We start from the raw sequence: 24,545 nt of genomic DNA, 5'->3' as shown, positions 1-24,545 counted from the left end.
TTTTTTTCATTTAGAACTGGAAACACAACAGGTTACATGGTATGTTATATCTTTATAGAAAGATAGACAACTACTGACGAAGACAGGAGAGGATTGAACATGGTTAAAGTGGGTATTGTGGGTTACGGTAACTTGGGTAGAGGCGTTGAGAAAGCAATTAAGCAAAATGATGATATGGAACTTGTTGCTATATTTACACGTCGTGATCCAGAGCAGATGGTAGGCGAAGATACATCCGCTCGTTTCGAACATATCTCTGCCGCTGAGCAATACATAGGCAAAATTGATGTGATGTTGCTGTGTGGAGGTTCGGCTACAGATCTTCCGGAGCAGACACCTGTCATTGCACGTCTATTCAACACGGTAGACAGCTTCGATACACATGCGAAAATCCCTGAATTCTATGCAGAGGTGAATGCCGCTGCAGAGCAAGGTGGACATGTAAGTGTCATCTCTACGGGCTGGGATCCAGGATTGTTCTCCATGAATCGTCTGTTGGCACAATCCATTCTGCCTCAAGGTAAAGAATATACATTCTGGGGAACTGGCGTTAGCCAAGGTCACTCTGATGCGATTCGTCGTGTACCAGGTGTCAAGGCCGGAGTTCAATACACTGTACCTGTAGAAGAAGTGATTAACCGCATTCGTGCAGGTGAAACGCCAGAGTTGTCTACTCGTGAGAAACATTTGAGACAATGTTACGTTGTGGCTGAAGCAGGAGCGAACGAGGATGAAATCCGTGAAACGATTGTATCCATGCCGAACTATTTTGCTGACTATGATACAACGGTAACCTTTATTACGGAAGAGCAATTGAAAGCTGAACACGAAGGTATGCCGCATGGTGGATTCGTGATTCGCAGTGGAGTTACGGGAACAGCTTCCAAGCAAATTATTGAATTTGGTCTGAAATTGGATAGTAACCCTGAGTTCACGGCAAGTGTACTGGTTGCATATGCAAGAGCTGCACATCGCCTGAGCGCTGAAGGTCACAAAGGTGCCAAAACAGTATTTGATATTCCACTGGGTCACCTGTCTCCTAAATCCGCTGAAGAGCTTCGTCGTGACCTGCTCTAATCAAGTGGCTTAGAATTTATAAAATGAGAGCTTTACCGCCATACTCACGTTTGAAAAGAGTAGGGGACGGATGAAGTTCATACAAAAGAGCCCGTCCTTCGCTTGATTGAAGGACGGGCTCTTAGTTGTCACATTAGGATCACCAGATAATGCCGGTGAGTGTATTCATACTGCTGCTGTTGTGAGGACGTACGATCTCTCAGTATGCATGCTGTACACTTGATCTTATGGAGTCCAGTGATCAGGCATTGTCAGATGAGTGGGCAGCTTCGTCGCGCTAGTTCCCTTGGCTGAGTTAAGCTGTGACTGTGTTAGAAAAAGACTTCCTCTTAGATCTGCCCCTCCAAGGTCTGCATCCCGTAAGTCAGCACCGATGAAGTCGGCTGCTCTTAAGTCTGCATTTCGTAGATCTGCCGCGATCATAAGTGCTCCCCTGAAGCTAGTACCGCGAAGATCTGCTCCTTTGAGGTTGGCACCTAGATAGTCCATACCACCGGTACGTTTATTACTTTTGGACTTTGATTTAGATTTTCCATGACCCGATGCTGTACCAGTCTGTTTCATGCTGGAGGTCGCTTGGGTACGGATCATCTCGCTTCCTTGCAGCAAGAGCTCACTTATACTGGCTCGATGAGTCGGGATATCGAGCCGTAAAATGGCTGCCGGCTCCAGCAGAGTGAGTTGCTCTGTTTCTTGATATTTTTCACGCAGACGTGAATGAATCGACTTTGTTTCTGGATACGTCAGCATCTCATTCACATAGCTCATCATTTCCTGTAGCTGTCTCATCACAGGTAGGCAGTCGAACATTTCCGAAGCAAGCTCGGGGTGATCCCGCCAGTCCTTACCTGCATATGTAAGCTGTGAGAGCTTCTGTCCCGCTCCAAAACAATCGTATACCGTACAACCTTTAAATCCTTTTTGTCTAAGTTCTGTATGAATGCCGCATCGATTATCGTTGCGGAGGTTCGGGCATGGCGTGCCACTAGATTTATCAAAAGCAAAATCGGAAGATTTGCCATAGGGCAGTGCCACGCAGCATAAGCCAAAACATTGCTCGCAGTCTGCGCTCAGATGCAGGGGGGCCTCCGTGCTGACGAAGGGTTGGTTAGACATTATTGTACACTTCCTTTAATTTATAGCAGGTTCATTTCCTAATCATTACTACTTTACCATCACCGTATTATTTCAACAATTCAAAAAGTAAGGGCAGCGTCCGTCTCACGGATCGCTGCCCTTTGTCATGCACATCTTAATCTGGTGCATATTTATACCGTTACCATACGAACCTGCTCAGACTATTTATGCAGGTTTCGGAGAATTATACAATACCTTGAGCCAGCATAGCATCAGCCACTTTACGGAAGCCAGCAATGTTCGCTCCTACAACGAGGTTGCCTGAGCAGCCGTATTCTTCTGCAGCTTCTACGCAGCTTGTGTAGATGTTTTTCATAATTTGGTGCAACTTCGCGTCTACTTCTTCAAATGTCCAGGACAACCGCATGCTGTTCTGTGACATTTCAAGTGCAGACACAGCCACGCCGCCAGCGTTAGCTGCTTTTGCTGGTCCAAACAGGACGCCTTTTTCGAGGAAGAGGTCAATAGCTGCCAGCGTTGAAGGCATGTTGGCTCCTTCGCCAATTGCTTTTACTCCACCTTCGATAAGTGTAGATGCCGCATGTTCATCAATCTCGTTTTGAGTTGCACAAGGCAACGCGATATCACAAGGAATAGACCAGATTCCTTCACAACCACTGGTGTATACCGCATGAGGATGTTCCTTCACATATTCACTAATCCGGAGACGATTCTCTTCTTTCAGGCGTTTCACGGTTTGCAGGTTAATTCCTTCTGGATCATGAATGTATCCGCCAGAGTCGCTACACGCAACAACTTTGGCGCCAAGCTCCTGAGCTTTTTGGATCGCGTAGATGGATACGTTGCCTGAGCCGGAAACAACAACCGTGCTGTCCTGGAAGCTTAATCCTTTGGCTTGAAGCATCTCGTTCACGAAGTACACACAACCGAAGCCAGTCGCTTCTGTACGAGCAAGGCTACCGCCGTAGAGCAGACCTTTACCTGTCAGGACACCTGCTTGGTGACCTCCGCTAATGCGTTTGTATTGTCCGAACATATAACCGATCTCACGGGCACCTACACCGATGTCGCCTGCAGGAACGTCTGTGTCTGCACCGATATATTTATAGAGTTCGGTCATGAAGCTTTGCGTGAACCGCATCACTTCCTGATCTGATTTACCTTTTGGATCGAAGTCCGAGCCGCCTTTACCTCCTCCGATCGGAAGACCTGTTAAAGCGTTTTTGAAAATTTGCTCAAAACCAAGGAATTTAACAATGCCTGAGTATACGGATGGATGGAAGCGAATTCCACCTTTGTAAGGGCCGATAGCACTGTTGAACTGTACGCGGAATCCGCGGTTAACTTGAACCTTGCCTTGATCATCCACCCAAGGTACACGGAAGGTAATTACACGTTCAGGTTCAACCAATTGTTCCAGCAGACCGTTCTCCATATATTTAGGATGAGCCTCGATGACAGGAATGAGTGAGTCCAGAATCTCTTTTACCGCTTGGTGGAATTCGTTCTCCTGCGGATTTCTAGCGACTACGGATTCATAGACGGAATGAACATATTGTGAAGCGATAGACTGAGTAGATTCTTTCGTTAGTGTGGACACTTTTCTGATGCACTCCTTTGTCGTGTTAAAGTCTGTAATTACCCATTTGCATAAATTGCACAAAAGTTTGTAGTTAAATATACAGGAAATGCTATAAAAATACGAGATAGAAATCCATAAAATGTTTTTTATGACGTTATTAAAATGTTCTATAGATCTACCATATGATGTTAAGGATAGGGTGAGTCTGAAAATTCCGAAGAGCGTGTTTTGAGACACGTCCTAAGGGCAAGTTACCTATTTAGCTGGATTTAATAATTAGTTTTGGTAAGATGGGTGTAGAGGTCTCGGCAATCGGGATCTTCATTTTATATTCAAGGAGGCATACAAGATGTTGCAAAGACTCAGACACATGAACCAAGAGAACAAGGCTTGTATAGGAGGTGAGATCTATTATGAACCATAGATCCCATTGCCATAATTGCAGAGAGATGCTGGTGAGCCAGCTCATTACTTTGGGTGAAGAGAAAAAAACATTTCTCAACGCCTATTTTGACGTGCGTGAACCTGAATGGTTTCAGATGGAACGAATGCTTACTACGTACACAGAACATGTAGAGAAGCTGTTGCTGGGATCAGATAAACTGTTGAATTCAACTGTGCTAATTGGAAGCCGTATCACCTTCGAATATGTGGACTTCCATACATCGGATTCGTTCTGGATCGTAATGCCGGAAGAGGCAGATGCAGATGAGAGTCGCATCTCGTTCCTTTCCCCGGTGGGAAGACAATTGTTGCTTGCTCACAAAGGGGAAACCCGGAGTGTGAATATCCCTGCAGGTTCCATGCGGGTGCGCATTACAGATATTCAATTGCAGCGCGAGCCGGTTACCCGGAAGGTCGAAGGGGGTGCAGATTATGCACTTTAAAGAGACGGATCTGCCGGGCATTGGTCGAAAGTACTGGCTGCACACACGCAGCGGTGAGCATCTGGTGATTGTCATTCATAATGACGAGCGGCGGGATCTTTTTCATATGGAGTCTGGAGATGTACCGGATGAACCTGGAGATATGAGGTCTTTGGTGACACTGGATGATGATGAGGCAAGAGCGGTCGCCGCTATCGTAGGTGGGATGACGTATAAACCGCAATTTCAGGAGCAACGCGAGGTTATGCTAGATGGGTTGCTGATTGAATGGTTGCGGATTGAGCCACACGCAGCAAGTGTTGGGCAGACCATTGGGGATCTGAACATCCGCCAGGCTACAGGCGCAGTCATTCTGGCTGTGGTGGAGAAGGATAGAGCGAAGCAGCTTAACCCAGGGCCTGAGTATGCGTTTACCGCAGGGGCAACCCTGGTTGTTGCAGGAGAGCGTGAGCAGCTTAGAGAGCTCAAACGTTTGCTTGTTGATGGAAGGCTATAGCCTATGGATATGCTCATATTTGAGGTGGGAATTGCCGTTGCGCTAATTACACTTACAGGATTAATATCTGCACGACTACGGTTTTCGGTTATTCCATTTTACATCCTGGTCGGTATGGCTGTTGGACCGCATGCACCACAGTTTGGCATTGTGGATTTACGATTTATCGAAAGCTCGTCTTTTATTGAGTTTATGGGCAGGCTGGGTATTTTATTTTTATTGTTTTATCTGGGACTGGAGTTCTCGGTCTCCCGCTTGTTGAAATCGGGTAAAGCCATTCTTACGGGTGGTATATTCTATGTAGGTCTTAATTTTGTCTCAGGTTTGCTGTTAGGCTGGTTGATGAGCCTGCCCCTTCAGGAAACGATGGTTGTGTGCGGCATTATGACCAGCTCATCTACGGCGATCGTAGCCAAAGTGCTTGTGGATTTGAAGCGGACGGCGAACCCTGAAACGGAAATTATTATGGGCATGATTATGTTTGATGATCTATTCATCGCAATCCATATCTCGATTCTGACTGGACTTGTACTGAGCGGGGCGACCTCGTTCCTGAGTGTGCTGTTAGTATCGCTCTCTGCTCTGCTTTTTATCGTATTGTTCCTGATTATTGGCAGGAAGAGTATCAAAGCTATTGATAAAGCACTCAATATCAAGTCATCGGAATTATTCTTGCTTACCATCATGACACTCCTGTTCCTCGTGGCTGGATTCTCGGAAACGCTCCATGTCGCTGAGGCCATCGGTGCGTTAATGATTGGACTTGTACTTGGTGAATCCAGACATGTCAGCCGAATTGAACAGCAAATTATGCCGTTTAAGGACTTTTTTGGTGCGCTGTTTTTCTTCAGCTTTGGCCTGACCATTGAGCCGTCTTCCCTCGGTGGAGCTGTTGGGATGACAATGATTGCCGTCGTTCTGACTATTCTCAGCAATTACGGTGCAGGCTTGATTGCTGGTAAAATGGCTGGAATGTCGACGAAGGCTTCGTTGAATGTAGGTTTTACCCTAGTTTCGCGGGGAGAGTTCTCCATCATCATGGCGAATATCGGTAAGGCAGGAGGTCTAATGGCTTCCATCCAGTCTTTTGCCGTGTTATATGTGTTAATTCTAGCGGTACTTGGACCTATTCTGACCAAAGAATCTCCTCGCCTGTATGCGAGGTATGAACGGTTCCGGAATCGGGCGAAACAAAAGGAAATCGGCTAAGCGGGTAATTATAATAGCCGTGATAGACATAATAAGCTGCGCGGATTATGTATAAGGCAAGAAAAGGCGCCACATTTCGTTGGAGAATTATCGTCTCCAAGGTGTGGCGCTTTTTTTGCGTAATAAGGGAGAAACCGTAGTTTATGTAACGGATCGTCATTAGCATCCTGACTTATGAAATGAAAATGCTGTGACATCATGTCAAGTAAACCGATGAATGGGGTAATTATAAATAGAGAAGATTAAGAGAATAACCTATCACATGTCATTCCATTTTTAAGAAAGGCAGGGATTCAATATGAAAGCTATAGTGATTGAAGCATTTGGCGGATCTGAGCAATTGAAGGAAAAGGAAGTCGATAAACCGGCATGCGGTGTGAATCAAGTTTTGATCCGCACACAGGCGACATCAGTTAATCCAGTTGATTTCAAAATAAGACAAGGTCACTTGAAAGAAGCGGCAGATCAACTACCGATGATTCTGGGTGGTGACGTCGCAGGTACTGTGGTTGAAGCCGGTTCAAACATTACCCGTTTCAGAGAAGGAGATCGGGTATTTGCACGTCCACGTCAATTCGGAACCTATGCGGAATATGTTGCTGTAGATGGGGATATTGTTGCACGTATACCGGAGCAGTTGAGTTTTGAGGAAGCAGCTGCGATTCCGCTCGCCGGGATGACAGCTTGGCAGGCACTGGTGGATCATGGCCGTTTGGGCAAAGGACAGAAGGTGCTCATTCATGCTGGTGCGGGTGGAGTAGGCACATACGCCATTCAAATCGCCAAATCGTTGGGCGCTGAAGTCGCTTCCACCGCAAGTGCAGCAAACGAAGAATTACTTCGTTCGTTAGGTGTGGATCATTTCATTAACTATAAGGAACAGGATTTCTCCCAGATTCTCTCAGACTACGATGTTGTATTGGATACGATGGGCGGCGACATACAGCGGAACAGCTTCAAGGTGTTGAAGTCTGGAGGACGTCTGGTATCCCTTGTAGAGCAGCCAGATGAGAAGCTGGCGAAGGAAACCGGCGTGACAGGCAGCGTGTTCATGATGGAGCCCAAGGGAGATCAACTTGAACAGTTGGCCGAGCTTGCGGCTGAAGGGAAGTTGAAGTCGATCATTGATGAAACGTATCCGTTAACGGAACAAGGATTGCGCGATGCGCACGAAAAAAGTGAATCACATCACACACGGGGCAAGCTGGTTATTACCGCGAATTAGTTTGCAATTGGTGAGTTGATCAAGCGAGTTAAAGACGAATAAAGGTGAATACTACGGTCGGTAAAATCAATACTTTTCAATCTCAAGATCCTACGCCGTTCTCCACACAGGAGTGCGGTTTTTTTTGCTTCCTTTCGGTTGTATGAAGTTTACAGCACGCGATACTTGTGTGTTCCAAAATAAATTAAATCAATTTCTTCACCAATGTGCAGCGTTGAGATATAATAGAGGTTGTTCAAAAAGTCCGCTTTTGATTACGAAGGATGCCCTGAGGCATCTCGACGTCGAAGATGGAATTCAGCCGAAATAAGTTGATGCTTACGAAGCTTGTTTCCTTCGGAAACAATGTAGTTGCTCACGTAGTTTTGCCTACGCTCCGCTACTCCATTTCTATCTTCATCCCATCTTCACGGTACTGAAAACCATCCTTTTTGAACACGTATTAATAGTGGGAATTTACTCCATTCTACATATGAGGTGATCCTGATGTCGACTGAACTTATTCAAGCTATTCAATTGTTAAAAGAAAAAAAGTGGGTAGATCTGACACATACCTTTGGGCCAGATTCACCTCACTTCTCAGCCTTTGATGCAGCTCAATTTGATACGCTATTCAATCACGACCAAGGATTTTTTGCACAAAGCTTTCGATTTCCTGGGCAATATGGCACGCATCTAGATGCACCGATCCATTTTGTGCGTGATACTCGTTATCTGGATCAACTCGGGTTGAAAGAGTTAGTATTACCACTAGTTGTAATTGATCAGTCGGCAGCCGTAGCGAGCAATCCTGACTTTACGCTGGATGTAGAGCATATCCTAGCATTCGAGCAAGAATACGGTGAGATTGAAGCGGGCAGCTTCGTCGCTCTACGTACCGATTGGAGCAAGCGTTGGCCAAGCCACGAACTATTTAATAATAAAGATGCTAATGGGGACAGCCATGCACCAGGATGGTCGGTGAGCGCACTGAAATTTCTGTTCGAAGAAAGGAGCGTAAAGGCGATCGGTCACGAGACCTTTGATACAGATTCGGCAATAGATTATCGCAGAAATGGAGCTTTACTCGCCGAATACTATGTCTTGGCACAGGATACATATCAAGTAGAGCTGTTGGCGAACTTGGATCAGGTTCCTGCCAAAGGCGCAGTCATCTTCAATCTCGTTCCCAAAGCGGAGAAAGCGTCCGGGTTCCCGGTCAGATCCTTTGCTATTTTGCCATAAATTTAGCTCAGCTACCGTCTTATAGAATCGTATTATGTAAAATGCAAGGGAGGCGAGAGCCTCCTTTTTCTAATTACTTATGATCCGATGATGAAGCTTGATTAAATCGTTCCGTAATTTTCTTCTGTTCCTTCTTGCGCCGAATCCAACGTTTGAATGCATTCTCTGCTTTTCTTCCTTCTAACGTTTCTTTCAAGCCTTGAATCATGAATTCAGATCTGCGTCTGTCATCCCGACTAATCTCGCGTAATTCCTTAATAAATTTGTCGTCCATATCTGCCTCTCGCTTATTCAGGATAGATTTCTATTATACCGAACGTACGTTCTTTTATCAAGTTTTTCCATGATACATATTGTCGAATCCTTGTAGTGACAAGAAGCATAGGAACGTGGTGCACCTTGTGTGAAAATGTTCTTAGTGTTCAGATCTAACCGTCGTGTATAGTAGCGTTTTGGCAGGAGTTTTAATAATGAGTTGAGTGGGAGGCGGAGTTCATGGTACAGCCGACATTAGGCAGATCGTGGTTACTTGCAATGATGCATGGGATATTAGGGGTTGGAGCACTTGCTGGTGGAATAATGTTAATGATAGATCCGACGGGGAACGTAATTGGTTTACCGAATACTTTATTGGAGCATTCTCCATTCGCTAGCTTTCTGATCCCGGGCATATTGTTAATGTTAGTTCTTGGCGTGTTGCCTATAATCATTGGTATTTCGCTCATCCACCACATTCGCTCAGCGCTCTGTGAGAAGCTTAATCTCTTTCCTGACCGCTACTGGGCGTGGACGTTCTCCTTATATGCCGGATTTGCGCTCTTGATCTGGATTATGGCACAGGTGTACTGGATTCAGGCCGCTTCGCTGATCCACTTGATCTATTTTGCATGGGGCATTGGAATTCAGATCGTAACCTTACTGCCTGGGGTACAACGAAGATATTCGCAATAAAAATAGCTATTGAAGATGCTTTTAAAAATTGGATACAAAACGGCTGTACCACGATCAAGAAGAGATCTGGTACAGCCGTTTGTTGTTGACCATTTATTTTGAAGCGTTGTAGTTGCTTAAGAACTCTTTTACTTTTGCTGGATCAGCCTTCAATTCATTCCCTGTGTCAACCAATGGACTTAATGTGGAGAATGCTTTGAGTTTGTTGTTTTTGTAGAACTGTAGAATTTCATCCTGATTGATAGAGTATAGCACAGCTTTTCTCAGGTCACTGCTCTTGGATACTTCACGGTTTGCTGTGTTGAACAACAGGTAAGATACCGCGTTGCTCGGGGTGCTCTGTAGGTGCAGCTTACTGTCACTCTCAACGATGTCATACTTCGTTTCAGGCACGCCGTAGTAAAGGTGGATCTCACCGCTACGCAGAGCAGAAAGTGCGCTGTCTGCATCTGCGATAAACCGTACATTTACTTGTGAAATTTTCGGTGCATACTCGGTTCCTGTGCGATAACCAGGATTTTTGAGGAATACACCTTCATAGTCATTTTTGTATGACAAAATGTATGGCCCGCTTGTATACAACGTATTGTTGTACGCTGCTCCTTCGGTTACTGTGTTTTGATCACCGTAAGGGATGTCTTTGTTCACATCAAAGGATGCCACGTCATAAGTGTTGATGCTTTCTACTTGTTTCTTGGACACGATACCAGCCGATTGGTGAGCCAGGTAGTTCAATACTTGCGGGAACGGTTCAGTCGTAGTCAGTTTGATAACTTGATATTTACCTGCTCCGTTGTCTGCTTTGGTTTTGTCAGATACAAGCTCTGTAATTTTGCTGTCCAATCCTTGCTCCAATGCATCCTTGATTGAACCACCACCACCAGATTGTTGCGTAGATTCCAGTGCGCTCAGGTCTGTAACCAGCTCGGTTTTTTGGATGTGCTCATGCAAGCTGTATGTCCGATGATCAGGTACGGAATCTTTATTTTTGGCACGATCCATGGAGAAGATTACGTCGTCCGCACCAACGCGTTCACCCGTATCCACTGCTTTTTTGTTGTCAATCTTCGCAAAGTTAATATCGTCTCTCAAAACGAAGTAGTACTCGGAGTTTCCATCCGCGATGCTGAAGTTGTGGGACAGGGATCCTTCAGCAGTCAGTTGATCATCATCCGTCAGGTTGACTAGACGTACATACATATTGGTATTCAGTTGGTTGATGGAACCATCGTTACCTTTGATCGGATCAAGAGAGGTTAGAACAGACGCACTTTGCGTCAAGATCAGAGGATCTGTTTCATTTTTGGAGCTGTCTTTGAATTGAATTGGTTCCCAAGCCATTGCACGAGATTTGGACAAGCGTACAGTATCTTGGTTAATCACATCTTTATTAAGTGCCTGATTTTTGAGTGAGTTATAGACTGGAGCGATATACGCTTGATCGGTTACTAAACGTTGCTCCAAATTTTTATACGTTTCTTTGTATTGATCTGGTGTTTGAGTAGCTGCTTCGTCAATCAACTTGTCGATTTCTTCGTCAGCCAGGATGCTGTAGTCTCCGCCTGTTTTGAAAAGTGAACGTACGGCATAGTCTGGGTTCCCCGTCACTGTTGTCCAGCTTGATAAAGCAATGTCATAATTCCCAGCATCCTGTTGGGATTTGTAGCTACCGTAATCCGGTTGCAGGTTCAGCTTCACGTTGAATCCATTCTTAGTCAGTTGGTCACGGATGATGTTTACATCGTTCTCGGAAGAACTTTGTGCCAGCAATGTAATATCTACAGGTGCTTGATTCGTGGTAGTCTCCGTTGTATCCGAAGTTGACGATTCAGCTTGAGTGTCGCTCTTCGTTTTTACGCTGCAGCCAGAGATCACAATAACCAAGATAAGTAGCAGCGAAATGAGTGTACGTTTTTTCATGAAAATACCTCCTGTTGGAATGAAATTAATGAATTATTAAATTTAATGAAGTTATGCTTTTTCAAGCTTAGGATCAAGCGCATCGCGCAGTCCATCACCGAGAAAGTTAAACGAAAGAACAAGTAGAATAATGGCAAGACCAGGATAGATGGCCAGATACGAATGTGTCTCTAGATACGTACTGCCTAGTTTGAGAATGTTACCCCATTCCGGAATATGCGGCTCAACGCCGAGCCCAAGATAACTCAAGCTACTCGTGGCGATGACGGCACCACCAATCGTAAGTGTAGACTTGATGATCATAGGAGCTAGCGAGTTCGGAATGATGTGTTTGAAAATGATGGAACGGTTGTTATACCCGAGTGCACGTGCTGCCTCAACAAATTCAAAGGTAGATACGTAGAGCACGCTCGCTCTCATTGTTCGGGCGTAGGTCGGGATGGAGCCAAGGCTAAGGGCCAGGATCAGGTTGACGGTATTCGCTCCAAATGCTGCGATGATCGCAATTGCAAGCAGGATACCTGGAATAGCGTACAGTACATCAAGCAGTCGCATGATGATATTGTCTGTATGTTTACCATAGAAGCCTGAGAATGCTCCGAGCACCCCACCAATCAATACGGGAATGATGGTCGACATACAACCTACAATGAGAGAAATTCGAGCACCGAATACAATTCGGGAGAACAGGTCGCGTCCAAAATCATCCGTCCCAAGCGGGTAGGCGAGTGAAGGAGGTTGTAATAGGGCTGAGTAATTGTTCTCCACAGCTACGCTATAATCGAACGTGTAGAAGCTACAGATCGAGATCGAGAATAGAAAAACGATGAAGAACAAGCCTGACATCGCAGTTACATTTGGAGCAAGTCGTTCCCACAAATCGTTCCAGAAGTTAGATTTTTGCTTTCCTTGGCGGCGTATCCTTCCAAGAAGGGTAACACCAAGCAACAGAGCAAACAGGTTGCCTGTAATTGAGGTCAGGATAAGCACTACACTGACGATCAGCATCCAGCGAGGAAGCATCTGTGCTGGCGCATACTGGGATACGATGAACAGCACGATCAGATCAATGACCATAATGAGAAGAAGTACCGCCATTGCTGGAAGAAATGTATCCGCCACGTAGGGTTTGAATATATTCAAGCCAGATACGCCAATCACGAAGAGCTGAGTCAGCGCGGTATACACAGCGAAGGTATACTCAACGCTCTTACCTCTTCGAATCAGATGACAAGCAGCCGTGACAATAAAAATATTACCTGTGATGATGGCGAGAAGTTGAATCCACCCTATCCTGCGAGTCCAGATAGAGATTGTGCCATCGCGCATCAGGTCTTTGCGTAATTTATATGTCACGAAGCTCTGAACGAGTGTGAAGAACAGGTAAGCCAGAGATGCAGTCAGAATAAATGGTCTGAACACGTTATCCCCATAATCATAGCTATTGAACATTAAGAGCAATGTCAGAAGTAGCGAAGTGATCCAGGCGAAGTTAGCCTGACTATACTCTGAAGAAGACTTCAGTCGAAAACGCATCTCTTGTGTAATAGAACCTGATTTTGTCATTTAAATTGCACCTGCTTTAAGCGGTTGTAAGAAAGATAAGGAAGACCAGACTTTGAACACGCACTTTAATATTGTTTCATCTTGGAACGTACCCTCGGATCAATAAAAGCGTACATCAGATCGACGATCACATTAATAATTGAAATCGTAATCGCAGTGTATACTACTCCGCCCATAATACTCGGAATATCGGGTATAAATTGCTTATCCACAATGTAGCTGCCCAGACCGCTGATGTTAAACACTTTCTCTGTTACCGCGGCTCCGCCGAGCATTCCGCCAAATTGCAGACCAACAACCGTCACGATCGGAATCAATGCGTTACGAACTGCATGCTTCATTAAGACATGTCGTTCACTAAGTCCTTTAGCCCGAGCGGTCATGACATAATCTTCATGAATGACTTCGAGTGTAGAAGAACGGGTCATCCGTGCAACAGCCGCCGTGAGTCCGGTTCCTAGAACGATAGTTGGCATAATCATGGATAACCAGTTCTGCGGATTAAAGGTAGCGGGTAGCCATTGCATTTTGATCGAGAAATTCAGAATGAAAATAAGTCCTTGCCAGAAGTTTGGAATCGATAATCCGATCAATGCGATAAACATGAACGTATAATCAAACCATGAATTTGGCTTGATTGCTGAGATAATGCCAATCGGCAGTGCGATCACAATGGCAATCAATAGTGAGATGACAGCCAAAGTTAGCGTAATCGGAAACTTCCGAGCTATGGTGGCTGTGACATCCTCATTTCCCGCAAACGACTTCCCAAGATCAAATAAGGCAATGCCTTTGATATTATTCCAGAGCTGCACGAGATAAGGCTGATCTAGTCCATATACGTGATTAAAAGCTGCAATCTGTTCTGGCGTTGCTGTCTCTCCCAGAATGTTAGCTGCTGGATTAAATGGTGAAAGATATAAAATGGTGAATACAAGTGTGGCTACGCCCATTATGACGAATATCGTCATGAGTAGTCTTTCAAATATGTACTTGAGATAGGGATTGCCATACAACAATAAAATGCCGTACATCAGACAGCCTGGAATAAGTGATAACACGAAAAACCACGGATGGTTAATCAGTGAGCGGAAGGTATCCGCCATCGTCGTTCGTTGTTGTCCTTTTTCCCGAAGTTTGAATGTTGTACGCTCGTTCACCTCTTTGCGAAGCGTTTCTTCTAGCCATTCTTGCGTTTCACGTTGGAATTCGCTCTCACTGACTTGCTGCTTGAAGAAGCGATGCTTCCGTCGAAGTTGTTCTTCTATTTCTCCGCGAAGTTGATCTCGATAGGCATGAGTCAGCATTTCCTGTTCTGCTTCTTGCTTAGCGACCTTCCAGCCATCCTGTTGTCTTCTGGATCTCCAGACCAATAACACGATTAAATTAACGGGCAAGCCGAGAATGAATAGAACATATCGATAGGAGGGGTGAAGCAACATTTTGTCGTAGATAAAGCCCAAGGTGTGTGCAAGCCGTGACATTCTGCTGCCTTCTGCTACATTCAACCCAGGTGAACCTCCTTTCATCCAAGTTAAAATTGCATTATTCCGATGGATATAGTATATATTATTTTAGGGTCTACAGATTGTCAAGGAATAATGAGTATACATACGAATGGTTATGAAAATATGGAAGGAAGCAGGTGTTGTGATGCAACCTTTGTTAAAGGTAAATGATCTATCAGTCTCTTTTCATTCCGGGGAGAATGAGTTTGAGGCAGTAAAGAACGTCAGTTTCGAGGTGCGTCCAGGTGAAACACTTGGCATTGTTGGGGAGTCTGGTAGTGGCAAAAGTGTGACTGCTCGCTCCATTATGAGATTGCTGGCATCTCCGCCTTCACGCATGAAACAAGGGGAGATCTGGTTCAAGGGAACGGATCTTGTGAACAAAACGCAGAAGGAAATGGAGAGCATTCGAGGTCGTGATATCGGAATGATCTTTCAGGATCCAATGAGTTCACTTAATCCGACCATTAAGATTGGTAAACAAATTTCGGAGAGTTTGATTAAACATCAGAAGGTATCCAGACGAGAAGCGAAGAAACAAGCGATAGCGATGCTCGAACTGGTAGGTATATCGCAAGGCGAGGTACGGTACAATCAGTATCCACATGAGTTTTCCGGTGGTATGCGTCAGCGTGTCATGATTGCTATTGCACTTGCTTGCCGACCTGAGCTATTGATTGCCGATGAACCCACGACTGCGCTCGATGTAACCATTCAGGCACAGATTCTGGAATTGATGAAAAATATGCAGCAGCAATTAGGCACCTCAATCATCTTGATTACGCATGATCTTGGGGTGGTTGCAGGTATGTGTGATCGGGTTGTGGTCATGAAAAGTGGGGAGATCGTTGAAACGGGCACAACAGCCGAGATCTTTGCAAGTCCGAAACACCCATACACTTCCAGATTGCTCAACGCATTGCCTCGACTGGATGAGAAGAAGAAGCCTAAGCCAATCTCTCTTGTTCCTCGTGACCTGGAGGATGATCAACCTTTGCTGGAAGTGAAGTCTCTTCGCCAGCATTTCAATCTGGGGAAGGGCAATACCTTGAAGGCCGTAAATGACATTAGCTTTCATATTCGCCAAGGTGAGACGCTGGGGGTCGTGGGGGAATCAGGCAGTGGTAAGTCCACGACTGGACGTGCAATTCTAAGATTGCATGAGCCTACGGGCGGTGAAGTGTTGTTTAAAGGGGTTCCGCTGAACCGTCTATCCGCTTCGGAGATGAAGACGATGAGAAGACATATGCAGATTATCTTCCAAGATCCGTATGCTTCACTGAATCCGAAAATGAGAATCATGGACATTATTGGCGAAGCGCTCGATATTCATGGACTGGTTAAGAATACGTCGGAACGTGAGAAGCGGGTGGAGGAATTATTAGAACTGGTGGGGCTTGATCCGTCACATGCCCAGCGTTATCCGCATGAATTCTCCGGAGGACAACGGCAACGGATTGGGATCGCAAGAGCACTAGCGGTGGAACCGGAGTTTATTGTATGTGATGAGCCTTTATCTGCATTGGATGTCTCCATTCAGGCGCAGATTGTGCAATTACTCGAAGAGTTGCAGCAGCGTCTTGGTCTGACCTATCTCTTCATTGCTCATGATCTATCGATGGTTAAACATATCAGTGACCGTGTCGCGGTCATGTATAATGGCAAAATTGTCGAGTTAGCCGAGAGTGAAGAGTTATACAGCAACCCTCAGCACGCCTACACAAAGGCATTGTTATCGGCTATTCCTGTTCCAGACCCTGCGATAGAATCGAAGAAAAAACGAATCGTAAGCGAGGAGCACCGAGATGCTGGTGTGGATCGCTATCAATTGGAACATTCCAGTTGGGTTGAAGTGTCTGATGGGCATTGGGTAGCCATATCTAGTTAGACAAAGCTGTGATCGTGTAGCGTTGTAACGATAAAGAACCCCGACCATGAATCATCGAGATTCTAGTCGGGGTTCTTAGCATATGATGTATGCCTAAAATGGCAAGAAGATTACTTGAATTGTACAGATTTTTTGATCGTATCAATCGATGCTTTGCTATCGTCATCCATGTACGTAAAGATGAAGTTAAAAGCATAACCTTCGATAATCGCACTGTAGTAGTCTTGTGTGATCGTTGTGCCGTCGCCAGCGTCCATCGTGATTTGCATCAGATCCATCTCTTTACCACCGATGGTTTCAGTTGTGATGTCTTTGTAATCATACGGGAACTGACTCGCTTGCATGAATTCTTTTGTTGCTTCGAGATAGTCTTTACCTGTACGAATGCCTTGCAGCAAGCTTACTTTCTCAGCGATTGCCATAGCGGAAGGACCGAGTTGTTGGCCTCCTAGTGGCAATTCAGATGCCATCAACAGATTGAGTGTTTTTTCTTGGGACAACTCCAGTTGTTTTTTCTTTGTTGCATCGTCTCCAGCAATAGCTTCGGAAGAAGCGCTAGTCAACTGATTCATGCCTGCAGCATCTTGGAACTCCCATTCTTCAGGGAATTTCAGGGATACGCCAAAGTAATCGTTGTTGTAGCTACCTTTTTCCGTCGTTCCAAGCTCGACATTTTGGGTGTTATCTTCTGTAGCTGTTTCAGTAGCCGTTTCTGTGTTTTCCGTGTTCTCGGATTCTTCTTTTGCGGCGCTATCTGTATCTGTGCCCGCAGTTGCTGTTTCTGTTTTGGTTGTGTCATCTGTGCTCGTAGCCGTGTCGGCTTTGTCACCGCAAGCGGCTGCAACGAGCAAAATCATGATTAACATGGCAAATAGTGAAGCTTTTTTAGAAATAGACATAATACCCTCCTGATGTGTGTTCTCTTAACTTGAATAAAGAGGCTGTTCAAAAAAGTCCGCTTTTGAACACGCATTTCAAGTGTACATATGTACTCTATAATGTTAGCACACCTGTTCTCTTTTTCCACCTATAGGAATCTATAGGGGTACCTGTTATAAATAAGACAATCGGCTAGCCATTGAAACAGCTTCAGTGCTTGATTGCACACCTAATTTGTTAAAAATCACTTTTTTGTGATGATTGACGGTGCATTCCTTAATTTTTAATTGGAGTGCAATCGCCTTAACGGTAAGTCCGTTCGAGATCATTTCTAGGATCGTTAACTGCCGATTGGTGAATTCCACCGAAGTCTGTCCAGTAGCTTGAGAGGCTTGCAGACTCTGATAGCTATTTTGCATAAAAGCAGGAATGAGCTTGGCTATAGCAATAAGTTCACTCTGCAGATCAGCGTTAATTGTTGACACATCTAAATAACCGGAATGCTTCAGACCCACAGACAGGGGTGTAGCATAGCAGTGCCAGGTTTGGAACAGTGGGTTTTCATGCAGCTCTGGTGGTAGAAATATCGGTTTATGCTGATCCATCGTTTCGGATATAGCGTTGACACCACAGCTCTTAGCCGTGAAGATCATTCCCAGGCGAATAGGAGATTGCTGCACTTCATCGGTTAGATCACTACTGTGATCCATAGCGATGAGAACACCATCTGCGTCCGTAAGGAGGAACAGATATGTCCCTGATAAATTTTCTTTGATATTAGAGATGCTGTGCTGAAAGGCACGGATTAAGAAATGATTGATCTTTAGAATCCGATCGAGATGGGTCTTGGATAAATAGTTGATCTGTGTTGCTTTGGATACAGGCATTTGGGTCTTAGACCAGTGATTGCTTAAAGCGGTTGTTGTCGCACTCATACCGTTTCCTCCTTGCGATGTAACTTGTCGTAATTAAATCTTTTGTTATTAGCCGATCGTATCAATAATGTTCCCATCTGGGTCGGTAATTTCCGTACGTACAATTCGGAAGGTGATACCAGGAAGGGTGTTTAGCTCAAAAGTGTGGGCTTTCGGTTTAAGCTTCTCCATAAGCTCAATGACGGCTGCTTCATTTACAGTTAAGGTAATATCGTTTTCGTTCTCTTGAAAAGATGGCTCATCTCCCGCCTTAAACGTGATGTTCACGTTAGAACCGATTAAAGAGAGGGAGTCTCCTTTAGCTGTGCGACTGCGTAATATTCTGCCGATGAGTCGAGCCTGCTTGGCTCCAACTTGAAGTACTGCAGATCCAGCACCTTGAAGCGTTCCTTGTTGAACGGACGTCCATTCTAGTTGTTGTATGAACAGGAAGGCGGTACTAGAACCTTCTTGCTCGATGCCTCTTGTTACAGCCTCTTCCACGACAGGGATATCCACATAGGAGTTGCGCATGAGATCGGTGACGTATTTTGGCATAAAGCCAGCGCATGCAGCTAAGAATCCACGGGTATTCCATGTCTGTATCGTCTCCAGCTCTCTACAAGTCACGCCGACCATCTGGATGAATTTAACGGCACCGTTCGGTGTAGCTATCTCTTCAAGATCAGGGTCTTCAATAAAAGCAAGCGCAGTCAGCAGTGTGTCAGAGCCGAGGCAGATCGGGCCGTTAGCGTCCATGTAATCGCCTGGATGAAAAATGTTACCGCTATTGAAGACGTATCTTCCGATATTTTGCAACAGGTTGAGCGCCCAAGCGGGCGGTTCTTCTTCCTCTACATTCCGAAGTAGCCGGAAGGTCAGTTCGAATCCATAACCACTGTGATCAGGATCATCCGTTTCTTTATCATAGAGTTCGGAGAAGCCATACGTGACGAAGTGCCAATGCGGCGTCGGTGTCTCCACACGATATGCGCTTATTCCATTGAGTGGATCAGGCCCACCAAGCATATAAGGGATTGCAGTCCCGTAGTGTTTAGGCTCTTGATTACCATAAAGTGCGTGAGCCGCAGCATCAATGGCATCCCAGCCGGAAGTGTTTTCTTCTTGAGACATGATGAATCCTCCTTGACTATTCTTTCCCTCGAAAAACATTTAAAATTAAGTCTAACGGTTGCAGGAGCTGTTTCAAAGCGGCTTTAGGATGAATTTGTGTGAGATAGAACTAGTCATATGGGGAGTGATTTTACATGAGTATGAAAGAAATCTATTTAGAGGAGTTTAAGCAGGATAATTGGGACGCATTCGTTCAATTGTTTGACGAGTTATATGCGCAAGTGGATCCAAAATGGATAGAAAGAGCACGAGTACAGAACATTCCGGTAGATGTGAGTCAGGTACTTCTGTGTGAAATGGGGGAGTATGCATTTAAATGGCTAGAGAAGAATATCCCTGCATTGGGGGACCAAAGTCCTGTGAGTTATTTGGAAACAGAAGAGGGAACCAATGCGCTTAGAGCGGCTATTTTACGTATGCCACGTTAAGGTTATGATGCTACAAAATACACTGGTGTACAGTGAAGTTGATTTTGTGAAATGATTATGTTACGCTTACATCACAAGAGAACACAACAGAATACGTAAACGACATCTTTTGATGGATTGTAACTGCGTAGACAGGCAAAACCTAAACTGATGGTGAAATGAAAGCTCCTTTTTTCGGGATGCTATTTTACCTTGAGTTTAGGTTTTTCTTGTTTTTGCGTAAAAATATACGTGTATATTTTGTTGCGATTGAACAATAATGTCGTGGGTATGGTGTTGATTTCGCTCTCTTTTGGATATTCTATCTTTCTGACTTGTCAATAAAAATACAAATTGAAATGAGGTTGTTATTCATGACCACAGCTAAAAAAGGATTCCCTGAAAACTTCCTATGGGGCGGCGCTACAGCGGCGAACCAATTGGAGGGTGCATTTGATAAGGATGGCAAAGGTCTCTCCACTGCGGATATGATCGCACATGTTCCTAAAGAGAAGCGTACTGGCGGCCATGCAATGGAAATTTCCTCTTCCCGCATTGAAGAGATTCTGGCTGGCAAAATCGAAGAACGTTTCCCTAAACGTTTTGGTATTGATTTCTACCATCGTTTCAGAGAAGATATCGCATTGTTTGCAGAAATGGGCTTCAAAGTATTCCGTTTGTCCATCCACTGGGCACGTATTTTCCCGAACGGTTATGATCAAGAGCCTAATGAAGCAGGTTTGAAATTCTACGATGAAGTCTTCGACGAATTGTTGAAACATGGCATTGAGCCGCTCGTAACGTTGTCTCACTATGAGACTCCGCTCGGTTTGACGCAAAAATATAACGGCTGGGCTGGCCGTGAAGTAATCCAACATTATGTTAGATACGCAGAGACCGTATTTAATCGCTATAAAAACAAAGTGAAATACTGGCTTACTTTCAATGAAATTAACGTAATGGTGTTCAGTCCTTACACTGGCGGCGGAATTCTCATTGATAAAGTAGACAACAAGCTGCAAACCACATATCAAGCGTTGCATCACCAATTTGTTGCAAGTGCATTGGTAACGAAGCTTGCGCATGAGATTATCCCAGGTTCCCAAGTGGGCTGTATGCTTGCACGTATGGAGACATACCCAGCAACTTGTAATCCAGTAGATGTTCAACTGGCTCAGCATGAGAACCAGCTTAACCTGTTCTTCACAGACATGCATGCTCGTGGTCAATACCCGAACTACATGGCTCGTTACTTTGAAGAAAACAACATCGTGATCCAAAAAGAAGCTGGCGATGACGAAATTTTGTTGAACAACACCGTTGATTTCATCTCCTTCAGCTACTACATGTCTGTAACAAAATCAGCTTCCGCTGATTTGGAAGAAACAGCAGGTAACTTGACTGGTGGCGTGAAAAACCCTTATCTGGAAGCTTCCGACTGGGGCTGGGAGATTGATCCGATCGGTCTGCGCGTAACGCTGAACAACTTCTGGGATCGTTACCAAAAACCATTATTCATCGTTGAAAATGGTCTTGGTGCTTACGACAAGGTTGAGGAAGATGGTTCCATTCACGATACGTATCGTGTAGATTACCTGAAGAAGCATATCGAGCAAATGAAAGAAGCGATCAAAGACGGCGTAGAGTTGATTGGTTTCACAGCTTGGGGTCCAATTGACCTTGTAAGTATGTCAACTTCTGAAATGTCCAAGCGTTATGGCTTCATCTATGTTGATCTGGATGATGAAGGCAACGGAACATTGGAACGTTCGAAGAAAGATTCATTTGACTGGTACAAAAATGTAATTGCAACGAATGGTGAGCAACTGTAAAACGTTGATCCCTAGGATATAACCGAATAAACACCAGATGAATTCGGATTGTTACCGCATAAGAAGCGGGCAAAACCTAACAATAAAGGGGCGTACTCATGGAGCTACATGCTCCATAAAGCCCTTGTTGGTTTTTGTCCCGCTTTTTTATGTTTGTTACAACAATAAGAGGAAGGAATGATTGAATTGACTACACCATTTCCAAAAGACTTTCTATGGGGCGGCGCAGTAGCGGCCAACCAGCTTGAAGGAGCATACAATACGGACGGCAAAGGCCTGTCTGTACAGGATGTAATGCCACACGGGATTACAACACCAAGAACTGAGGGGCCAACTGAAGATAACCTGAAGTTGATCGGGATCGATTTTTATAACCGCTATAAAGAAGATGTGAAATTGTTTGCAGAGATGGGCTTCAAAGTATTCCGTACATCTATTGCATGGTCTCGTATTTTCCCGAATGGTGACGAGCTGGAGCCTAACGAAAAAGGGCTGCAATTCTATGATGATCTGTTCGATGAGTGCCATAAATACGGCATTGAGCCACTGGTGACGATTTCTCATTATGAGACGCCACTTCACTTGTCCAAAACGTACGACGGATGGGTTAACCGCAAAATGGTTGATTTCTATGAGCGTTACGTAACTGTGCTGTTCAATCGCTTCAAAGGAAAAGTGAAATACTGGCTGACGTTCAATGAGATTAACTCTATTCTCGAAGAACCATTCATGAGTGGTGGGATTTTCACACCAAAATCGGAATTGTCGAAGCAAGACTTGTACCAAGCCATCCATCATGAGCTTGTGGCGAGTGCATTAGCGGTTAAGCTAGGACATGAGATTATGCCAGAAGCCAAAATTGGTTGTATGGTGCTGAGCATGCCGACTTACCCACTAACGCCTAACCCAGATGATGTTGTTGCAGCTATGCATGCAGAGCAGCGCAATGACCTGTTCGCAGACATTCATGCACGCGGATATTATCCAAAATACATTAATCGCTACTTCAAGGCGAACAATATCAACATTAAGTTTGAAGATGGCGATGCTGAGATTCTCAAACATACCGTTGACTTCATCTCATTTAGTTACTATGTAAGTATCTGTGAGACAGGAGATCCGGAGAAACGCAAAGAAGGTAAAGGAAACCTGTTTGCAGGTGTAATGAACCCTTATCTCAAAGCAAGTGAGTGGGGCTGGCAGATCGATCCACAAGGTTTGCGCGTAACCTTGAACAAGTATTATGACCGTTATCAAAAACCGTTGTTCATCGTTGAAAATGGTCTAGGTGCCGTGGACGAGCTGATTACGGACGAGAATGGCAATAAAACGGTGAATGATGAATATCGTATTCAGTACTTGAATGATCACTTGGTGCAAGTAGGCGAAGCGATTGAAGATGGTGTAGAAGTTATGGGTTACACGTCTTGGGGCTGTATTGACCTGGTAAGTGCATCGACTGCTGAGATGAAGAAACGTTATGGCTTCATTTATGTAGACCGTAATAATGATGGTTCAGGTACATTAGAGCGCTACAAGAAGAAATCTTTCCACTGGTACAAAGAAGTAATTGGTACGAATGGTGCAAGTCTTAAAGGAACGAACGAATAATCGTCCTGGTTCTAAAGCCTCAGCCCATCTTCGCGGTACGTAGCGTCGAATTTTGTTGAATATGAGCTGGGAGTGTCTTGCTTATGTTAGATTATAAGACATTAACCGCTTTCACAAAAACATTGTCATATGCACAATTCTGTGGTAAGATGGGACCTAAGGCTAATGAATACGGATTGTTACTGTTCAATCAGGCAAAACCGGAGGCAGGACATGTTCTCGTGACCTGCTTTGGTTTTGCCTTTTACTACTTTTGACGGTGCAAGGTGATGTGGAGAAAATGAAAATTGAGAAGGTGCTTAATAACAACGTAGTTACTGTGATCGATCCGGGAGGAAACGAACTGGTCGTCATGGGGCGGGGAATTGCCTTCAAGAAGCATACCGGTGAAACGATAGATGAAAGTCTGATCGAGAAGATATTCTCATTGGAGAGCAAGGAAGTATCGCAGAAGCTCAAGACGCTCCTGTCGGACATCCCTGTTGAATATGTTGAATGTTCTGATGAAATTATTCGTTATGCAGAGACGGTGTTAGGTGAGAAACTGCATGAGAGTATTTATATCTCACTAACGGATCATATTCATTTTGCCATTGATCGGCATCGTCAAGGATTACAGATCCGCAATGCTCTATTTTGGGAGATCAAGCGCATGTACCGCAAGGAATATGCAATCGGTCTCAAGGCACTACAGATTATTGAAGAAACGTTGGGTGTACTTCTGCCCGAAGATGAATGCGCATTTATCGCTATGCATCTGGTCAATGCCCAGATGAACGGGGAGATGCGAGAAACCATCAGCATCACGAATATTGTCAAAGACATACTCAACATTGTAAGACGTAGCTTTGTCATTGAGCTTGATGAAGATTCTTTAAGTTATTATCGCTTTTTGACTCATTTGAAGTTCTTTGCGCAACGTGTATTACAAGGGACGGCAATTGAGGATAAGGAAGAAGATAATCCGCTTCACGATCTCGTAAGTAAACAATATCCTGAGGCACATGCTTGTGCAGTAAGGATTAGTGATTATACTCGTAAGATCTATAATCGGGTATTATCCAAAGAGGAAATACTGTACCTGACCATTCATATTGAACGTGTGGTTAGGAATGAACAAACAATCGAATAAATTTG

22 protein-coding genes are annotated in these 24,545 nt (G+C 44.6%); 13 read left to right on the top strand and 9 right to left on the bottom strand.

Annotation, left to right across the window (positions count from 1 at the left end; all coding sequences use genetic code 11):
* Positions 1-99: 99 nt before the first annotated feature.
* Positions 100-1,077: a diaminopimelate dehydrogenase gene (locus MH215_RS04235; RefSeq protein WP_481857419.1), complete on the top strand. Its 978-nt coding sequence runs from the start codon at positions 100-102 to the stop codon at positions 1,075-1,077.
* 225 nt (positions 1,078-1,302) lie between these two features.
* On the opposite strand, the gene MH215_RS04230 is transcribed toward MH215_RS04235, so the two are convergent.
* A complete protein-coding gene (locus MH215_RS04230) occupies positions 1,303-2,193 on the bottom strand; it encodes a pentapeptide repeat-containing protein (protein WP_239288398.1) in 891 nt (296 codons plus the stop codon).
* 205 nt (positions 2,194-2,398) lie between these two features.
* On the bottom strand, positions 2,399-3,775 hold the full coding sequence (gene gdhA / locus MH215_RS04225) for an NADP-specific glutamate dehydrogenase (protein WP_239288397.1): 1,377 nt from the start codon (positions 3,773-3,775) through the stop codon (positions 2,399-2,401).
* A 395-nt stretch (positions 3,776-4,170) separates the two neighbouring features.
* On the opposite strand from gdhA, the gene MH215_RS04220 reads away from it, so the two are divergent.
* The 5 genes from MH215_RS04220 (at position 4,171) to MH215_RS04200 (ending at position 8,798) form a co-directional block, all read left to right on the top strand.
* Entirely contained in the window at positions 4,171-4,644 is a 474-nt protein-coding gene (locus MH215_RS04220; RefSeq protein ID WP_239288396.1) for a GreA/GreB family elongation factor, read from the top strand.
* The gene (locus MH215_RS04215; protein WP_239288394.1) at positions 4,634-5,140 is read left to right on the top strand and encodes a cation:proton antiporter regulatory subunit; all 507 of its coding nucleotides are present in this window, start codon (positions 4,634-4,636) and stop codon (positions 5,138-5,140) included. The genes MH215_RS04220 and MH215_RS04215 overlap by 11 nt, the downstream gene beginning before the upstream one ends.
* Before the next feature lie 3 nt (positions 5,141-5,143).
* Positions 5,144-6,349: a cation:proton antiporter gene (locus tag MH215_RS04210; RefSeq protein ID WP_239288393.1), complete on the top strand. Its 1,206-nt coding sequence runs from the start codon at positions 5,144-5,146 to the stop codon at positions 6,347-6,349.
* Between the two features lie 298 nt (positions 6,350-6,647).
* Positions 6,648-7,574: an NADP-dependent oxidoreductase gene (locus MH215_RS04205; protein ID WP_239288392.1), complete on the top strand. Its 927-nt coding sequence runs from the start codon at positions 6,648-6,650 to the stop codon at positions 7,572-7,574.
* Between the two features lie 486 nt (positions 7,575-8,060).
* Complete coding sequence (locus MH215_RS04200) at positions 8,061-8,798, top strand: cyclase family protein (RefSeq protein ID WP_239288391.1); 738 nt, start codon at positions 8,061-8,063, stop codon at positions 8,796-8,798.
* A 73-nt stretch (positions 8,799-8,871) separates the two neighbouring features.
* Here the strand turns inward: MH215_RS04200 and MH215_RS04195 are convergent, their stop codons facing one another.
* Positions 8,872-9,072, bottom strand: coding sequence for a hypothetical protein (locus MH215_RS04195; RefSeq protein ID WP_239288390.1), 201 nt, complete (start codon positions 9,070-9,072; stop codon positions 8,872-8,874).
* 221 nt (positions 9,073-9,293) lie between these two features.
* On the opposite strand from MH215_RS04195, the gene MH215_RS04190 reads away from it, so the two are divergent.
* Positions 9,294-9,749, top strand: a complete 456-nt coding sequence (locus MH215_RS04190) for a hypothetical protein (protein WP_239288388.1) — start codon at positions 9,294-9,296, stop codon at positions 9,747-9,749.
* Between the two features lie 93 nt (positions 9,750-9,842).
* Here the strand turns inward: MH215_RS04190 and MH215_RS04185 are convergent, their stop codons facing one another.
* From MH215_RS04185 to MH215_RS04175, 3 genes are all read right to left on the bottom strand, one after another.
* The gene (locus MH215_RS04185; RefSeq protein WP_239288386.1) at positions 9,843-11,669 is read right to left on the bottom strand and encodes an ABC transporter substrate-binding protein; all 1,827 of its coding nucleotides are present in this window, start codon (positions 11,667-11,669) and stop codon (positions 9,843-9,845) included.
* 51 nt (positions 11,670-11,720) lie between these two features.
* Positions 11,721-13,235 carry an ABC transporter permease gene (locus MH215_RS04180; protein WP_239288384.1) on the bottom strand — a complete coding sequence of 505 codons (1,515 nt, stop codon included), beginning with the start codon at positions 13,233-13,235 and terminating at the stop codon, positions 11,721-11,723.
* Positions 13,236-13,300: 65 nt separating this feature from the next.
* On the bottom strand, positions 13,301-14,743 hold the full coding sequence (locus tag MH215_RS04175) for an ABC transporter permease (protein WP_239288382.1): 1,443 nt from the start codon (positions 14,741-14,743) through the stop codon (positions 13,301-13,303).
* A gap of 145 nt (positions 14,744-14,888) precedes the next feature.
* Here MH215_RS04175 and MH215_RS04170 point away from each other — a divergent pair, with 145 nt between their 5' ends.
* Positions 14,889-16,631 carry an ABC transporter ATP-binding protein gene (locus MH215_RS04170; protein WP_239288679.1) on the top strand — a complete coding sequence of 581 codons (1,743 nt, stop codon included), beginning with the start codon at positions 14,889-14,891 and terminating at the stop codon, positions 16,629-16,631.
* Positions 16,632-16,741: 110 nt separating this feature from the next.
* On the opposite strand, the gene MH215_RS04165 is transcribed toward MH215_RS04170, so the two are convergent.
* The 3 genes from MH215_RS04165 to MH215_RS04155 form a co-directional block, all read right to left on the bottom strand.
* The gene (locus MH215_RS04165) at positions 16,742-17,530 is read right to left on the bottom strand and encodes a hypothetical protein (protein ID WP_239288380.1); all 789 of its coding nucleotides are present in this window, start codon (positions 17,528-17,530) and stop codon (positions 16,742-16,744) included.
* Positions 17,531-17,683: 153 nt separating this feature from the next.
* Positions 17,684-18,445, bottom strand: a complete 762-nt coding sequence (locus MH215_RS04160) for a LuxR C-terminal-related transcriptional regulator (RefSeq protein WP_239288379.1) — start codon at positions 18,443-18,445, stop codon at positions 17,684-17,686.
* 48 nt (positions 18,446-18,493) lie between these two features.
* Positions 18,494-19,558 (bottom strand): suppressor of fused domain protein, encoded by a 1,065-nt coding sequence (locus MH215_RS04155; RefSeq protein WP_239288378.1) that lies wholly within the window; start codon positions 19,556-19,558, stop codon positions 18,494-18,496.
* Between the two features lie 134 nt (positions 19,559-19,692).
* On the opposite strand from MH215_RS04155, the gene MH215_RS04150 reads away from it, so the two are divergent.
* The 5 genes from MH215_RS04150 (at position 19,693) to licT (ending at position 24,540) form a co-directional block, all read left to right on the top strand.
* Entirely contained in the window at positions 19,693-19,986 is a 294-nt protein-coding gene (locus MH215_RS04150; RefSeq protein WP_239288377.1) for an antitoxin Xre/MbcA/ParS toxin-binding domain-containing protein, read from the top strand.
* Between the two features lie 353 nt (positions 19,987-20,339).
* Positions 20,340-21,797, top strand: a complete 1,458-nt coding sequence (locus tag MH215_RS04145) for a glycoside hydrolase family 1 protein (RefSeq protein ID WP_056701609.1) — start codon at positions 20,340-20,342, stop codon at positions 21,795-21,797.
* Between the two features lie 177 nt (positions 21,798-21,974).
* On the top strand, positions 21,975-23,408 hold the full coding sequence (locus MH215_RS04140; RefSeq protein ID WP_275445963.1) for a glycoside hydrolase family 1 protein: 1,434 nt from the start codon (positions 21,975-21,977) through the stop codon (positions 23,406-23,408).
* An 83-nt stretch (positions 23,409-23,491) separates the two neighbouring features.
* Positions 23,492-23,665: a hypothetical protein gene (locus tag MH215_RS04135; protein ID WP_239288376.1), complete on the top strand. Its 174-nt coding sequence runs from the start codon at positions 23,492-23,494 to the stop codon at positions 23,663-23,665.
* Positions 23,666-23,688: 23 nt separating this feature from the next.
* Positions 23,689-24,540: a BglG family transcription antiterminator LicT gene (gene licT / locus MH215_RS04130; protein ID WP_056701613.1), complete on the top strand. Its 852-nt coding sequence runs from the start codon at positions 23,689-23,691 to the stop codon at positions 24,538-24,540.
* Positions 24,541-24,545 lie beyond the last annotated feature (5 nt).

The organism is Paenibacillus sp. ACRSA (assembly GCF_022346845.1).
Lineage (GTDB): Bacteria > Bacillota > Bacilli > Paenibacillales > Paenibacillaceae > Paenibacillus.
Note: the sequence above shows the minus strand (reverse complement) of the source record. Positions and strands in the feature narration are given on the sequence as shown.

Excerpts from the sequence above, each read along its gene's own strand:
- MH215_RS04165 (WP_239288380.1), bottom strand. The coding sequence starts at position 17,530 with ATGTCTATTTCTAAAAAAGCTTCACTATTTGCCATGTTAATCATGATT.
- licT (WP_056701613.1), top strand. The coding sequence starts at position 23,689 with ATGAAAATTGAGAAGGTGCTTAATAACAACGTAGTTACTGTGATCGAT.
- MH215_RS04145 (WP_056701609.1), top strand. The coding sequence starts at position 20,340 with ATGACCACAGCTAAAAAAGGATTCCCTGAAAACTTCCTATGGGGCGGC.
- MH215_RS04135 (WP_239288376.1), top strand. The coding sequence starts at position 23,492 with ATGTTAGATTATAAGACATTAACCGCTTTCACAAAAACATTGTCATAT.
- MH215_RS04230 (WP_239288398.1), bottom strand. The coding sequence starts at position 2,193 with ATGTCTAACCAACCCTTCGTCAGCACGGAGGCCCCCCTGCATCTGAGC.
- MH215_RS04195 (WP_239288390.1), bottom strand. The coding sequence starts at position 9,072 with ATGGACGACAAATTTATTAAGGAATTACGCGAGATTAGTCGGGATGAC.
- MH215_RS04200 (WP_239288391.1), top strand. The coding sequence starts at position 8,061 with ATGTCGACTGAACTTATTCAAGCTATTCAATTGTTAAAAGAAAAAAAG.
- MH215_RS04210 (WP_239288393.1), top strand. The coding sequence starts at position 5,144 with ATGGATATGCTCATATTTGAGGTGGGAATTGCCGTTGCGCTAATTACA.
- MH215_RS04150 (WP_239288377.1), top strand. The coding sequence starts at position 19,693 with ATGAGTATGAAAGAAATCTATTTAGAGGAGTTTAAGCAGGATAATTGG.
- MH215_RS04190 (WP_239288388.1), top strand. The coding sequence starts at position 9,294 with ATGGTACAGCCGACATTAGGCAGATCGTGGTTACTTGCAATGATGCAT.
- MH215_RS04180 (WP_239288384.1), bottom strand. The coding sequence starts at position 13,235 with ATGACAAAATCAGGTTCTATTACACAAGAGATGCGTTTTCGACTGAAG.
- MH215_RS04160 (WP_239288379.1), bottom strand. The coding sequence starts at position 18,445 with ATGAGTGCGACAACAACCGCTTTAAGCAATCACTGGTCTAAGACCCAA.
- MH215_RS04220 (WP_239288396.1), top strand. The coding sequence starts at position 4,171 with ATGAACCATAGATCCCATTGCCATAATTGCAGAGAGATGCTGGTGAGC.
- MH215_RS04205 (WP_239288392.1), top strand. The coding sequence starts at position 6,648 with ATGAAAGCTATAGTGATTGAAGCATTTGGCGGATCTGAGCAATTGAAG.
- MH215_RS04140 (WP_275445963.1), top strand. The coding sequence starts at position 21,975 with ATGATTGAATTGACTACACCATTTCCAAAAGACTTTCTATGGGGCGGC.
- MH215_RS04235 (WP_481857419.1), top strand. The coding sequence starts at position 100 with ATGGTTAAAGTGGGTATTGTGGGTTACGGTAACTTGGGTAGAGGCGTT.
- MH215_RS04155 (WP_239288378.1), bottom strand. The coding sequence starts at position 19,558 with ATGTCTCAAGAAGAAAACACTTCCGGCTGGGATGCCATTGATGCTGCG.
- MH215_RS04170 (WP_239288679.1), top strand. The coding sequence starts at position 14,889 with ATGCAACCTTTGTTAAAGGTAAATGATCTATCAGTCTCTTTTCATTCC.
- MH215_RS04185 (WP_239288386.1), bottom strand. The coding sequence starts at position 11,669 with ATGAAAAAACGTACACTCATTTCGCTGCTACTTATCTTGGTTATTGTG.
- MH215_RS04215 (WP_239288394.1), top strand. The coding sequence starts at position 4,634 with ATGCACTTTAAAGAGACGGATCTGCCGGGCATTGGTCGAAAGTACTGG.